The organism is Taylorella equigenitalis ATCC 35865, from assembly GCF_000276685.1.
Taxonomy (GTDB): Bacteria; Pseudomonadota; Gammaproteobacteria; order Burkholderiales; family Burkholderiaceae_B; genus Taylorella; species Taylorella equigenitalis.
In genome coordinates this window covers 1057198-1070942 of the sequence record NC_018108.1, presented here as the reverse complement: position 1 = coordinate 1070942, position 13745 = coordinate 1057198, and the positions used below count along the sequence as shown (strand labels likewise).

The following is a 13745-nucleotide window of genomic DNA, read 5'->3' as shown; positions in this document are numbered from 1 at the left end:
TTGACCCAGTCCATGACATGCGAACATTAATGTGGGCTCCTAATAAAGGTCACTCTTTAGAAAATGCCAAAAGGGTTGCTGATATGCTTGAAGAAGCAGACAAAAAAATACAAAGAGATGGAGGAAATCCTTGTGAAAAATGTGCTCAAGATAGAATGATTGCAGAATTGCAGAGAATAGGTTCGGAAGTGTTTCCAAATACTTAACTTTAAAGAGGATCATTATGGATGAAAAAAAATTAATTCAAGATATTGTAAATGCTACTAAAAGTGCTTTTAATAGACTTATTCAAAAACATATTGAAGAGCATTTTTATGTCTTCATTCTCTATACAGATGAGGATTGTATTACTGTTCTACCTGCAGCTAATTCAATTGAAACTCTGAATAAAAAAATTTTAGACCTAAAATTATCAGATGATGAGATTGCTGAGTTTAAATGGAGTAGTGCTGAATGGGGTTATGAAGCCGTATACGACGAAGAGTTTATTCCCATTTGTAATTATCTGAAGAACGAATCTTTAAAATTGACCGACAGTGATGAGTTCAAAAAATTTAAAAAGAAGGTACTATTATGTATGGAGGAAGCTTTAAAAAGCATAGATAATGAAGGTTTTTTTGATGAAAGACGTAAAGATTTAGTTTTATATATTTCATCTTCAAATGACGAAGAATCTTATGAGTTAGAAAACGAGTCTGCGAAGAATCTTAATTCACAAGAGAAATACCTAGAATTTTTAGACAGATTCTCTGAGGCAGATTAATTTACTACCTTAAATTAGTTTTAATAAATAATACTTTATTATCATATCCGTATACAGTTTAGTTATTTAAATTTAAGTATTAAACTAATTTAACTTAAAATTTAATTTTCTAAATTGAATTTTTTTATTGAACTTAGTTAATAGTTTTTTCGATAAATACGAACAAAAATTAACTTAACCATTGCCAAATTAATCAGTAATATTTATAACCATCACCCTCTAACCTCAACGAGGGTGTTGAGCCCAGTTCTTTAACATTGCCAAAGTAAATAAAACCTAAACCAACCCTGTATACCTAGATCACGATGCTGAAGGGCGTCTACTTAAGTTCATAGACGGTTTGGATCGTGAGACACGATATGAATATAACCCTGCAGGTCGAATTGAAACACGCATCGATGCACTTAATAATGAAGTAGGTTATAGATATGATGTGCTTGGTAGGCTATCTAAGCTTATCAATGAAAACAATGACAAATACCTCTTTGAGTATGATCCGCTTAGTAGGCTTGTTTATGAAAGAGGGTTTGACGGTAAAGAGAAGCGTTATCAGGTCAACAAGTTAACAGGACGTTTAGATAGTGTTACGTTTGTAGATCAGACCCTAAGCTTCCAGTACGACATTATGGTTCGTATGACTACTACCACTACTGCAGATGATGACCGTGAATATGACTATGACTAATATGGTGGACTCCTCTTATCGAAAAACCCCCCATCATAGAATCATCTTGAGCTTGATGCATTATGAAATGAGGTATTAGAAATTATCTCATACTACATCTTTGATCATCATGTCGCCACGCTATGGTGATTAGAATACTATGATCTATCTTCTCTACTCATCACAGCAGGGCCACATGATGAAGAGGATGATGATTACATATAAGGAGCATGACGTCTTCATGGTATGATGCTTGATGAAGAGCAAATCGTCGACTATGATCAACATGACGATCATCGTGAAGTAGTACGCCATTGTTGTCATGATATGCTGCATACCACCGCATATGATGATGCAGGTCGTCTACTCGATCATCACACTCCACGTGGTGAATACTTCATTAAGAGCATACTACTTCGTCACTATCATTACGATGAAGCCGCTCATCTAATCATCATTATTGATGATCGTCAAAGAGAGCTTATCTATCGTCATGACCCGCCTAGTAGACTACTCATTGCTGCTGGAGCACGTTGAGAGAGACTTCTAGTTTCTTTGCAGCACACCATATCATAAGTAATGAGCATCGTGCTGTAGTCACCTCTCATCATCATGTAGTGGATACAACTCTTAGTGGCATATTTTAAGTAATGATCAACATGCTAATGCGCATCGCAGCATGACCCTTTGATTATGATCAACGAGGCGGTATAATCATCAAAGAGAGTAGTAAGGGAAGACTGCCATCAGATGAGTATGGATTCATTCAGCTGAAGTATTCTACATCTAGAGGAGGTAGAGCAGGAAGTACACGAAATAGCCAGTATCGCTATGATGTGTATGATAGAAGGATTGGTAAGATAGTTGTAGAAGTAGGGGATGTAGAGGTATTAGAGCTGTTGGTTCATGCGTGGGATGGTTGAGATGGTGCATCTGAGGATTGGAATGATGAGCAGTTAGCACATCAGGCTCATATAAGTAAAGTATCAGGCTCAGCGAAATGAGAGTTAAGCTCGGAAGGTCAGTAAGTGCATGTAGGTTGATGAGTATGTAGCACTTGTGCAGTATACGCAGTATGCTAACTTGGATGTTGTATATGGCGGTTATGGAAGTTTATGCGGATGGTTCGAACGGTGTTACTCCAGCCGTATATCACTATGTGAATGATCAGATAGGCACTCCACAAATTCTGATGAACGCAGATCAAGAGGTGGTGTGGGAGGCACAATCTAAGGCATGGGGTGATACTGTAATCTCAGCTCCTGTGTCTGATGATGGTGTAATAAACAATCATAGATTCCAGGGCCAGTACTTTGATGCAGAAAGTGAGCTTCACTACAATACCTTCCGCTACTATGACCCTGAGATTGGTAGGTTCATTTCACTGGATCCGATAGGATTACTGGGAGGGTTGAATAACTATCAATATGCATTAGATCCTATTTTTCATATTGACCCATTGGGACTAAGAAGTGAAGCTGGGAAGCAGGCAAGAATAAGAGCTTTAGCGTATGATATGAAACAACCTAAATCAGTTAGGGGTTGGGTTCTAAATGAGATTAAAAGACAAAAAGACTTCGCAGCTATGGGTATAAAGAAAAAATTACGATTACCGCCAGGAATGGATTTAGCTCATTGGCGAGGTTTTGAATCTGCTAAAGGTTACGATTATACCTACACAGACTTAAATACAAGATCACTTCATAAAACACAACATAAAATTGATAAAGGAGGGAGGTTGCAGAAGGAAGGATGGAGTGGTAAAGATATGGGCAGAACAAAAGAAGAAATTCAACAAGACAGATTACCTTGTGATAAGAAATAGACGGGATATTTATTATTATTTACTAATGTTTAACAGGATTAACATATAATGATTAAGAACACAGCATTTATAGATGAATCATACGAACTTTTTCTTTCTGAAGTAGTTGAGGGGGGGAAGGCCTATGCACTTATTGGTGAAACTGGCAGTGCTTTAGTTCCTTCAAATCATTATTCAGATTTCGAAGATTGTGAATGTCCAGTATTGTGTTTATGGTCAAGTGAATTAAGAGCTAGAGCTTGTAAAAAAGCTGAATGGAGTGGATATAAACTCAAAGAAATTCCATTGAATGAATTGCTTGCAAGCTGGTGCTTGGGTATGAACCAAGATGGCGTGATAGCTGGTCTGAATCTTGACTCAAATTTATTTGGAAAAGAAATGCCCCCCCTCGAATTAGCTATGGATATTCTGAATCAAATTGTTAAATCAGGTAATAGCAATGATATTGTTGCGTTCTTAGACATTGAAGATTTCAAAAATGAATTAATGGAAATAAGTGAAAGTGAAAACTTTTATAAAAAACAATAATCCACTTAACCATTGCCTAAGTAATCATTAATATTTAAACTCAACCCCCTCTAACCTCAATGCGGGTGTTGAACTGTGTTCTTTAACATTGCCAAACTAAATAAAACTTAAACCAACCCAGTATACCTAGAGCATGATGCTGAAGGTCGTCTACTTAAGTTCATTGACGGGCTTGATTGTGAGACACGATATGAATATAACCCTGCAGGTCGAATTGAAACACGCATCGATGCCCTTAATCATGAAGTAGGCTATAGATACGATGTGCTTGGTAGGCTATCTAAGCTTATCAAAACAGTAAGGCCAGATGGAAAAGAGGTTGATTATTTAAGATATGGTTCAGGTCATCTTCATGGGATGTTGCTTGATAAAGAGCGAATCGTAGACTATGAACGAGATGACAATCACCGTGAAGTAAAACGCCATTGGGCTCAGGACATGCTTCAGACCACAGCCTATGATGCAGCAGGTCGTCTAGCTAATCAACACACACAAAGTGGCAAATACGTTAAGAAAAGCATACTCAATCGAGACTATCAGTACGATGGAGCCAATCAGTTAATCAACATTAAAGATAGTCGCAAAGGAGAGCTTAGCTATCGTTATGACCCGATAGGAAGACTAATCAATGCTAAGGGACCATTGGGAGAGGAGACCTTTAGCTTTGACCCAGCACACAATATCTTAAGTAAAGAGCATAGTGCTTTAAGCACATATCAACATCAAGTAGAGAACACACTTCCTAGTGGTTTATCTAAAGTGATGGGCAATTTGCTAAGGCACATCTCAGGCTCACACTTTGATTATGACCAAAGAGGTAATTTAATCAAAAAAGAGAGTGCTAAGGGAATACAGACATTTGATTGGGATGGATTCAATCAGATGAAATCTACAACATTTAGAGGAGCTAGAGCAGGAAGTAGGCTTGATACCCAGTACCGCTATGATGTGTTTGGTCGCAGGATAGGTAAGAGAGTAGTAGATGTAAGGACTAAAGAGGTATTAGAGCAGACGCTTTATGACTGGGATGGTCTGACCATTGCATCTGAGGATAGGATTGGGGAGCAGTTAGCAGTTCAGGCTCAGATAAGAAAAGAAGCAGGCTCAGAGAAAAGAAAGCTAAGCTCAGAAGTTCAGTACTTGTATGAGGATGGAGAGTTTGTACCACTTGTGCAGTATACGAACTCTGCTGCTGTAGGGCTTGGTTATGGAAGCTTCGGCGGTGGTTCTGGAGGGGCAGGTAGCTTAGGCGGTGGTTCGAAGGGTGTTGCTCCAGCTGTTTATCACTATGTGAATGATCAAATAGGCACTCCACAAATTCTGATGAACGCAGATCAAGAGGTGGTGTGGGAGGCACAATCTAAGGCATGGGGTGATACTGTAATCTCAGCTCCTGTGTCTGATGATGGTGTAATAAACAATCATAGATTCCAAGGTCAGTACTTTGATGCAGAAAGTGAGCTTCACTACAATACCTTCCGCTACTATGACCCTGAGATTGGTAGGTTCATTTCACTGGATCCGATAGGATTGTGGGGAGGGTTGAATAACTATCAATATGCTCCTAACCCTGTGGAATGGGTGGATCCATGGGGGTTAATAAGAAGGTATAAACCTTCTAAGGAATTGATTGAAAAAATTATGGAAAATGCTAAGAGAAAGGGTCTGTTTGATAAAACTAAGAATAAATTTATAGATCCAAATACATTAATGACAACTGATAATCCTGTTATGGGTCATAAACATGGCAGTGAAAACTGGAGGATGATAAAAAAAGCTGAAGAGTTGGGGTGGGATCAAAAGAAATTTGATGCTTATATGAGTCAAACAAAACACTGGCAAATAGAGGATGGAGCTTCTAATTCATCTCATAGGTTTGAAATGAGTAAGAACGATCCTAGGAGTTCAAGAAGAATGTCTAGGATAGAAAGTGATATGAAAAAATTTGATAAAAGTTACAAGGGCCAATGTTCAGGATAATTTGTGGGGATTTTTTATGAAAAAATTTGATGAAGATCAAATGTATTCAATTGTATTGGGAAAAATTGATAAACATAAAATTGATGAATTCGTTAATAAATTTGGAACAGATTCAGTTGATAGAGATGGTCGTACAATTTTAAGCACAGCAGTGGTTGAAAATAATAAAAATTTAGTTAAATATTTGATTGCTAAAGGGTTTGATGTTAATGCTAGTGATTCTGATGGGCTAACTGCTCTACATCTAGCTGCTATTCATAATCGCTACAAAATGATTGAAATTCTTTTAGAAAATGGGGCTAAAGTAAATTCATTGGATAAGTGGGGAAACACTCCTATAAGTAGAGCGGTTTATCCTTCTCAAAAACTAGAAAAATTTAATAAATCAGCAAGAATTCTTCTAGCAAATGGAGGAGATCTTTCTATTAAAAATTTTTACGGGGTTTCCATGCAAGACTTAATGGATAAATATTCAAGAGGTAATTAGTTATAACTTGAAAGTTATAATTTGATTTAGATATTTTCTCTTTGGTATGTTACATGACTGAATATCAATTTTTCAGTTTAGGTTAATAAAATTACTAAATAAAATATTTTGAGGCTGTATGTAATCTATTTAACCACTGCCAAAGAGATAATAACTATTTAAATCCAACACCCTTTATCTGCAAAGCTAGGGTTTTGAACAGTGTTCATTAACATTGCCAAACTCAATAAAACATAAACCAACTCAGTATATCTAGTGCTAGATGAAGCAGGTCGTCTAGCTAATCAACACACACAAAGTGGCAAATACGTTAAGAAAAGCATACTAAATCGAGACTATCAGTATGATGGAGCCAATCAGTTAATCAACATTAAAGATAGTCGCAAAGGAGAGCTTAGCTATCGTTATGATCCGATAGGAAGACTAATCAATGCTAAGGGACCATTGGGAGAGGAGACCTTTAGCTTTGACCCAGCACACAATATCTTAAGTAAAGAGCATAGTGCTTCGAGCACAGCTCATCATCAAACTGAGAATACACTTCCTAGTGGCATATCTAAAGTGATGGGCAATTTGCTAAGGCACATCTCAGGCTCACACTTTGATTATGACCAAAGAGGTAATTTAATCAAAAAAGAGAGTGCTAAGGGAATACAAACATTTGATTGGGATGGATTCAATCAGATGAAGTCTTCTACATTTAGAGGAGCTAGAGCAGGAAGTAGGCTTGATACTCAGTACCGCTATGATGTGTTTGGTCGCAGGATAGGTAAGAGAGTAGTAGATGTAAGGACTAAAGAGGTATTAGAACAGACGCTTTATGACTGGGATGGTTTAACAATTGCCTCAGAGGATAGGATTGGGGAGCAGTTAGCAGTTCAGGCTCAGATAAGAAAGGATGCAGGCTCAGAGACAAGAAAGTTAAGCTCAGAAGTTCAGTACTTGTATGAGGATGGAGAGTTTGTACCGCTTGTGCAGTATACGAATACTGCTGCTGTAGGGTTTGGTTATGGTGTTGCAGGAGGCGGTTCTGGAGGGTCAGGTAGCTTAGGCGGTGGTTCGAAGGGTGTTGCTCCAGCCATCTATCACTATGTGAATGATCAGATAGGCACTCCACAAATTCTGATGAATGCTGATCAGGAAGTGGTGTGGGAGGCACAAGCAAAGGCATGGGGTGATACGATAATCTCTGCTCCTGTGTCTGATGATGGTGTAATAAACAATCATAGATTCCAAGGTCAGTACTTTGATGCAGAAAGTGAACTTCACTATAATACCTTCCGCTACTATGACCCTGAGATTGGTAGGTTCATTTCACTGGATCCGATAGGATTATTGGGTGGGTTGAATAACTATCAATATGCTCCTAACCCTGTGGAATGGGTAGATCCGTGGGGGTTGGTCAAATACAGACGAAGGAGAAATGGACAATTTGCTAAAAAACCAGGACCAAGACCTAATAGTAAAGCCAATTCTAAACATGGAAATAGCCATCAATGTAGTAAAAAGACTTATGGGTATGTTTTGAAAGATAAAGATACAGATGAGATTTTAAAATTTGGGGAAACAACAAATCCGAAGAAGCGATATTCTAAATCCTTCTTAGAGAATGAAAATGCTTGGATGGAAATAATCACATCTGGGTCTAAAAAGGATATGCATCAATGGCAACATAAAGAAATTCTTAATTACAAGAATAGTCATGGTGGATTCCGTCCACCACTTAATAAATCTGATTGGTAGTTTGATATGGTTTTTAGGAGTTAATGAAATGAGATTATGGATATCTGCTGAAGCAGAGCATACTGTAGGGTCAGAGTTTATAAAGATTGCGAATGAAATTGAAAAAATTGTAAATTTCTACTTAGAAGACAAAAAATTTTCGGATGAATATAAAGATTGGTGCTGGGCATACATTGCTATGTTGGAAGGACCAGTAATGGAATCTATGGAGTTACCTGAGATAACTAGACGAAGCATAAAAAAGCAAGATTTAGAGTTTCGTTTCAAAATTGATTATCACTCTTTTCTCAATGGAGACTATAATCAACGATTAAAACTTATCATTGATTCTTTAGATAGATGTCTAGAGCATCCCAAAATGAAATCCCCTTGGAAGGTACCTAAAGGAGACATTATAATTTTGAAAGAGGCTTTACGGGTAGCAGAGCAAAAATTGACTAAGAATTAATTTTACAAAATTAAACTTTGAGGCTAGTTTCGAGGACAATTTAGCCTGTAATGTTTTTTGTGTAATTGCTTTATAGGTTCCTCTTAATTCTTTCTCAAACGTCCTCTAACCTCAATGCGGGTGTTGAACTGTGTTCTTTAACATTGCCAAACTAAATAAAAGCTAAACCAACCCTGTATACCTAGAGCATGATGCTGAAGGGCGTCTACTTAAGTTCATAGACGGGCTTGATCGTGAGACACGATATGAATATAACTCTGCAGGTCGAATTGAAACACGCATCGATGCACTTAATAATGAAGTAGGCTATAGATACGATGTGCTTGGTAGGTTATCTAAGCTTATCAATGAAAACAATGACAAATACCTCTTTGAGTATGATCCGCTTAGTAGGCTTGTTTATGAAAGAGGGTTTGACGGTAAAGAGAAGCGTTATCAGGTCAACAAGTTAACAGGACGTTTAGATAGTGTTACGTTTGTAGATCAGACCCTAAGCTTCCAGTACGACATTATGGGTCGTATGACTAAGACCTCTAGTGCAGATGAAGTTCGTGAGTATGACTATGACTTAAATGGGCGACTCACCTTAGCGAAAAACCCAACATCAGAGAATCAGTTTGAGCTTGATGCATTAGGTAATGTGTTAAGAGAGATTCACTCATACGACATCTTTGATCATCATGTCACCAAGCTATGGAGATTTGAATACGATGAGCTATCTAACCTAATCAAAACAGTAAGACCAGATGGAAAAGAGGTTGACTACTTAAGATATGGATCAGGTCATCTTCATGGGATGTTGCTTGATAAAGAGCGAATCGTTGACTATGAACGAGATGACAATCACCGTGAAGTAAAACGCCATTGGGCTCAGGATATGCTTCAGACCACAGCCTATGATGCAGCAGGTCGTCTAGCTAATCAACACACACAAAGTGGCAAATACGTTAAGAAAAGCATACTCAATCGAGACTATCAGTATGATGGAGCCAATCAGTTAATCAACATTAAAGATAGTCGCAAAGGAGAGCTTAGCTATCGTTATGACCCGATAGGAAGACTAATCAATGCTAAGGGACCATTGGGAGAGGAGACCTTTAGCTTTGACCCAGCACACAATATCTTAAGTAAAGAGCATAGTGCTTTAAGCACATATCATCATCAAGTAGAGAACACACTTCCTAGTGGTTTATCTAAAGTGATGGGCAATTTGCTAAGGCACATTGCAGGCTCACACTTTGATTATGACCAAAGAGGCAATTTAATCAAAAAAGAGAGTGCTAAGGGAATACAGACATTTGATTGGGATGGATTCAATCAGATGAAGTCTACTACATTTAGAGGAATTAGACTGTGAACAAGGATTAATACTGATACCCACTATCACGATGATGTGATAGGGCTCAGGATAAGAGAAATAGATGTAAATGCTAAGGCTATATAGGAATTAACGCTTACTGACTGTGACGGGCATACCATAGCTATTGAGTATGAGAATAGGAAGGAGTAGCAGTTAGCAGCTCAGACTCGAATGGATGCAGACTCAGACTCAAAAAAGCTAAAATCAAAATCACATGACTTGTACGAGGATGAAGAAGAAGTACCACTACTTGATACGAATAGGTAGTGCTGATGCTCTAGGAAATGGCAAGTAAGCTTAGGCTCTGGATCGATAGAAGTATACGCAAGATAGTAAAAAAAGTAATAAATATAAAGATAATAGAGCAATTAGAACAGAAGTGGTATGATTGGAACAGTGCATCTAAGGAAAGTAAGGATAAGAAGGGAGAACATCAAGCTCATATAAGAAAGAAAACAAAATAATAAATATCAGAGATAAGATAGGAAAGTTAATAAGTGCAGTAGGATGTAAGAAGGATGTAGGAGTTTGTACCGCTTGTGCAGTATACGAACTCTGATGCTGTAGGGCTTGGTTATGGAAGCTTAGGCGGCGGTTCGAAGGGTGTTGCTCCAGCCATCTATCACTATGTGAATGATCAGATAGGCACTCCACAGATCCTGATGAATGCAGAACAAGAGGTGGTGTGGGAGGCACAAGCAAAGGCATGGGGTGATACTGTAATCTCAGCTCCTGTGTCTGATGATGGTGTTATAAGCAATCATAGATTCCAAGGTCAGTACTTTGATGCAGAAAGTGAGCTTCACTACAATACCTTCCGGTACTATGACCCAGAGATTGGTAGATATATATCCTTAGACCCGATAGGATTACTGGGAGGGTTGAATAACTATCAATATGCTCCTAACCCTGTGGAATGGGTGGATCCTTTGGGATGGGAGAATAAACCTACAAAAATATATGTAACATACACGAAACTAAATGAAGCGACAGGTGAAATTTATTCTGGAAGAACTAGTGGATACGGTGATCCAGAACAGGTTATGCGTAGAAGAGATAAGGGACATCATATGAATAAACAAGGTTTTGGTCCTGCTGAACTTGATAAGTGTTCCTGCAATAAAGAAGCTATTCGTGGCAGAGAGCAACATTTAATTGAATATAATGGAAAAGCTAAATCACAAGGGGGTACCTCGGGTAATGCAATTAATGGAATATCTAAAAATAATTCTAAGAGAGCTAAGTACCTAAATGCTGCGATTGAAATATTCGGAGAGTTATTAAGATGATTGAGAAAAAAAGGCAACGTAGGAAACCAGGAGACTTTTTTGCAGTACCGTTAGAAGACGGTGAATATGCTTTTGGTCGTGTTCTAAAGAACGCCATGGCATTTTATGATATCAAATCGAATGAAATATTAAGTATTGATGAGCTTTATAAAACTAAAATTATCTTTAAAGTTTGGGTGATGGATAATGTAATTACTTCAGGGCGATACCCAATAATAGGTCATATACCCTTAACAGAAGAGGAACTTAAACCTTTGGTTTTCGCAAAGAGAGATGTTATTTCGGGTAGGCATTATTTATATATAGAAGGAGGCACCGAGATCCCATGCAGTAGAGATGATTTGATAGGGCTTGAAGTAGCTGCGGTCTGGAGTGATGTTCACATTGAGGATAGACTTAACTGTTATTTTAGGGGTGAGGAGTCTAAGTATCAAACAACATTAACAAATCGAGTTTTGAAAGATTAATGAGTTAAGCATATATGTTTTATTAAAATGTTAGGAGATTTTAAATGGGTGCATGGGGTGTTGGTATATTTGAAGATGATATGGCCTACGAGTTTTCTAACCAAATTGAAGAAAATGCAATACAGTTTTTTAAAACATCTTTTGAAGATGCCATTGAAACTGATTATTTAGAAAAAGACGAAGCTTATGCTGTGTTAATTAGTGCAGCATATTTAGATAATTATTTTTATGGCACACAATATGAGAACGATTTTGATGAAGAAGATGGTCTAAGTAATGTTAATAATTTTCAGGAATTATATGTAGGAACATCTTTGGAGGAATTAAAACCTTATGCAGAAAAAGCATTAGGGGTAGTATTAGGGGATAATTCAGAACTAAATGAACTTTGGCAAGAATCTGAAGAAGATTATCCACTGTGGAAAGAAAATATCATCTCACTAAAAAATCGCTTAAAAATTTAAGTTGATATTTGCTTTATTCGAATATGAAAATAAATGTATCTCTAAACTCCGTCAAGGAAAATGACACCTTTTCATATTTAACGTACTGATAATTGTAACGTGATTTAACCACGAGCAATGGGCTAACAAAATTCTTATTTGAAGAAACAAATCCAGTAAACGTTAGGTGTATTTTGAGAAATATTAAACTTTGGGAATGGTCATTAAAAAAAGCACACCACTAAGAAATATTAAAGTAGGGGATATTATTTGTTATGAATTAGATTCTGAGGGTTCAAAATATTCGTATGGCCAACTAATTGCCAAAACTGGTGCAGGTTTTGTATTCAGACCGTTTAACATAATTCACACTGAACCAAATGATTTAACAGTTGATGAGATTTTAAATAGCTCCATTGCTGGAAGACATTTCATTCTCGATGTCTATACTGCATTGGATAAGAAAAAATTTCATGATGATGGTGAATGGCGAATCATAGGTCATGAATCTGATTTCAAATTAAGCGAACAAGAAAGCAACCTTTTTTTGTTTAGTAGAAAAATAGGTAATCGAGCTGAAAAAATTAATATATTAGGTCATTCGGAACAATGCAGTTTAGAAGAAGCTGATAATTTGGTAGCTTATGGCCCATATCTTGGAGACCAAGCCAAGAAATGGTCTATAGATTTGAATCAGTAAAATTGATACCCTTTACATTATTATTGGTTTACGTTTGCTAATTATTAAAGTAAAAAATCTATACCTGGCCACACCCTAACTAGTTAACGCTCATACCTCTTCAAATAAGCTTTTGTATACCCACAAGTAGGTCGAACTTCCCAATTATTTTTTCTAGCTAAATCCAAAGCAAATTTAGTCAATTCAGCAGCTACACCCCGTCCGCCGATCTCTGAGGGGACCTGAGTTGAGAGGATATCCATGACATTGCCATCCAATGTATATTTAATAAATGCACGCAGGCCGTCAACATCTGCAAATATCAATCCCGCATCTAAGTCGTTTTTAATTTCCATTGCCATCCATAACTTGAAATAATCCACTAAACTCTTATAGTATAAGAAATAGTTATAAGGGAGATAATATGAAGTTAATTTATGTGTGGGATGCGATTTGTGGTTGGTGTTATGGGTTTGAATCTGTGCTTACCAAATTTGTGCAAAATCATCCTGAGCTTGAATTGAAGATGGTTTCGGGGGGTCTGATTACGGGGGACCGCATAAAGCCTATAAGAGAGTATAGTTATATAAAAAATTCGAATGCTCAAATCTCACAGATTTATGGTGTGGAATTTTCTGACGCTTACAATGCAATGCTAGACGAGGGATCGACCGTTTTAAATTCTAATCAACCAGGACTAGTGTTTAGTGTATTGCGTGAAGTGGTCCCATCAGAAAAATGGGTCGATATTGGTTGGGATATGCAAAAACTTATGTATCTCGAGGGCAAGTCTTTGAGTGATTTTGATGCGTATAAAGCGATTTTTGAGAAGTATGGCATTGCCACAGAAATTATTGAAAAGATTCGAGCAAATTGGAATGATACTACAATCCCTGAAAATGATTTTAATCAAGCTCGGGAGTTGGGTGTAAGTTCGTATCCTACATTACTGATTGAACACGATGGGAAATATTTCGATATTCGCACGGGTACAGAAACGCTTGAAGAGTTAGAGGACAATTATCGGAAAGTTCTCACAATACAGGGCGATCAAAAAGCTAGTAAATAA

At 37.3% G+C, this 13745-nt stretch carries 13 protein-coding genes and 3 pseudogenes; 15 read left to right on the top strand and 1 reads right to left on the bottom strand.

Annotated features, from left to right (window positions below; translation table 11 throughout):
- Positions 1 to 223 precede the first annotated feature (223 nt).
- The 14 genes and pseudogenes from KUI_RS04945 to KUI_RS04885 all read left to right on the top strand — a co-directional run bounded on the left by KUI_RS04945 (position 224) and on the right by KUI_RS04885 (position 12697).
- Positions 224 to 763, top strand: coding sequence for a DUF4303 domain-containing protein (locus KUI_RS04945; protein WP_014840440.1), 540 nt, complete (start codon positions 224 to 226; stop codon positions 761 to 763).
- Positions 764 to 1103: 340 nt separating this feature from the next.
- On the top strand, positions 1104 to 1448 hold the full coding sequence (locus tag KUI_RS04940) for an RHS repeat protein (protein WP_044953981.1): 345 nt from the start codon (positions 1104 to 1106) through the stop codon (positions 1446 to 1448).
- A gap of 225 nt (positions 1449 to 1673) precedes the next feature.
- Complete coding sequence (locus KUI_RS08300) at positions 1674 to 1964, top strand: hypothetical protein (RefSeq protein ID WP_049886017.1); 291 nt, start codon at positions 1674 to 1676, stop codon at positions 1962 to 1964.
- A gap of 559 nt (positions 1965 to 2523) precedes the next feature.
- Positions 2524 to 3252, top strand: a complete 729-nt coding sequence (locus KUI_RS08565; RefSeq protein ID WP_049886016.1) for an RHS repeat-associated core domain-containing protein — start codon at positions 2524 to 2526, stop codon at positions 3250 to 3252.
- Between the two features lie 48 nt (positions 3253 to 3300).
- Positions 3301 to 3780 carry a DUF2750 domain-containing protein gene (locus KUI_RS04930; RefSeq protein WP_013522749.1) on the top strand — a complete coding sequence of 160 codons (480 nt, stop codon included), beginning with the start codon at positions 3301 to 3303 and terminating at the stop codon, positions 3778 to 3780.
- 264 nt (positions 3781 to 4044) lie between these two features.
- The gene (locus KUI_RS04925) at positions 4045 to 5760 is read left to right on the top strand and encodes an RHS repeat-associated core domain-containing protein (RefSeq protein ID WP_013522748.1); all 1716 of its coding nucleotides are present in this window, start codon (positions 4045 to 4047) and stop codon (positions 5758 to 5760) included.
- Between the two features lie 16 nt (positions 5761 to 5776).
- Entirely contained in the window at positions 5777 to 6247 is a 471-nt protein-coding gene (locus KUI_RS04920) for an ankyrin repeat domain-containing protein (protein WP_014840439.1), read from the top strand.
- A 261-nt stretch (positions 6248 to 6508) separates the two neighbouring features.
- A pseudogene (locus tag KUI_RS04915) lies at positions 6509 to 7990 on the top strand (RHS repeat domain-containing protein); the annotation flags it as partial.
- A 28-nt stretch (positions 7991 to 8018) separates the two neighbouring features.
- Entirely contained in the window at positions 8019 to 8438 is a 420-nt protein-coding gene (locus KUI_RS04910) for an Imm44 family immunity protein (RefSeq protein ID WP_013522745.1), read from the top strand.
- Positions 8439 to 8757: 319 nt separating this feature from the next.
- Positions 8758 to 10050: pseudogene (locus tag KUI_RS04905) on the top strand (RHS repeat-associated core domain-containing protein); the annotation flags it as partial.
- A 71-nt stretch (positions 10051 to 10121) separates the two neighbouring features.
- Positions 10122 to 11087: pseudogene (locus KUI_RS08550) on the top strand (RHS repeat domain-containing protein); the annotation flags it as partial.
- On the top strand, positions 11084 to 11554 hold the full coding sequence (locus KUI_RS04895; RefSeq protein ID WP_013522743.1) for an immunity 26/phosphotriesterase HocA family protein: 471 nt from the start codon (positions 11084 to 11086) through the stop codon (positions 11552 to 11554). The pseudogene KUI_RS08550 and the gene KUI_RS04895, both read left to right, overlap by 4 nt.
- 44 nt (positions 11555 to 11598) lie before the next feature.
- Positions 11599 to 12018, top strand: coding sequence for a DUF4259 domain-containing protein (locus tag KUI_RS04890; RefSeq protein ID WP_013522742.1), 420 nt, complete (start codon positions 11599 to 11601; stop codon positions 12016 to 12018).
- Positions 12019 to 12214: 196 nt separating this feature from the next.
- Positions 12215 to 12697, top strand: a complete 483-nt coding sequence (locus KUI_RS04885; RefSeq protein WP_013522741.1) for an Imm26 family immunity protein — start codon at positions 12215 to 12217, stop codon at positions 12695 to 12697.
- 83 nt (positions 12698 to 12780) lie between these two features.
- On the opposite strand, the gene KUI_RS04880 is transcribed toward KUI_RS04885, so the two are convergent.
- Complete coding sequence (locus KUI_RS04880; protein WP_013522740.1) at positions 12781 to 13032, bottom strand: GNAT family N-acetyltransferase; 252 nt, start codon at positions 13030 to 13032, stop codon at positions 12781 to 12783.
- 68 nt (positions 13033 to 13100) lie between these two features.
- On the opposite strand from KUI_RS04880, the gene KUI_RS04875 reads away from it, so the two are divergent.
- Positions 13101 to 13745: a DsbA family protein gene (locus KUI_RS04875; protein WP_013522739.1), complete on the top strand. Its 645-nt coding sequence runs from the start codon at positions 13101 to 13103 to the stop codon at positions 13743 to 13745.

Bases quoted from the DNA above. Each gene is read 5' to 3' on its own strand.
- KUI_RS04890 (WP_013522742.1), top strand. From the start codon at position 11,599: ATGGGTGCATGGGGTGTTGGTATATTTGAAGATGATATGGCCTACGAG.
- KUI_RS04945 (WP_014840440.1), top strand. From the start codon at position 224: ATGGATGAAAAAAAATTAATTCAAGATATTGTAAATGCTACTAAAAGT.
- KUI_RS04920 (WP_014840439.1), top strand. From the start codon at position 5,777: ATGAAAAAATTTGATGAAGATCAAATGTATTCAATTGTATTGGGAAAA.
- KUI_RS08300 (WP_049886017.1), top strand. From the start codon at position 1,674: ATGATGCTTGATGAAGAGCAAATCGTCGACTATGATCAACATGACGAT.
- KUI_RS04895 (WP_013522743.1), top strand. From the start codon at position 11,084: ATGATTGAGAAAAAAAGGCAACGTAGGAAACCAGGAGACTTTTTTGCA.
- KUI_RS04880 (WP_013522740.1), bottom strand. From the start codon at position 13,032: ATGGAAATTAAAAACGACTTAGATGCGGGATTGATATTTGCAGATGTT.
- KUI_RS04930 (WP_013522749.1), top strand. From the start codon at position 3,301: ATGATTAAGAACACAGCATTTATAGATGAATCATACGAACTTTTTCTT.
- KUI_RS04910 (WP_013522745.1), top strand. From the start codon at position 8,019: ATGAGATTATGGATATCTGCTGAAGCAGAGCATACTGTAGGGTCAGAG.
- KUI_RS04885 (WP_013522741.1), top strand. From the start codon at position 12,215: ATGGTCATTAAAAAAAGCACACCACTAAGAAATATTAAAGTAGGGGAT.
- KUI_RS04875 (WP_013522739.1), top strand. From the start codon at position 13,101: ATGAAGTTAATTTATGTGTGGGATGCGATTTGTGGTTGGTGTTATGGG.
- KUI_RS08565 (WP_049886016.1), top strand. From the start codon at position 2,524: ATGGCGGTTATGGAAGTTTATGCGGATGGTTCGAACGGTGTTACTCCA.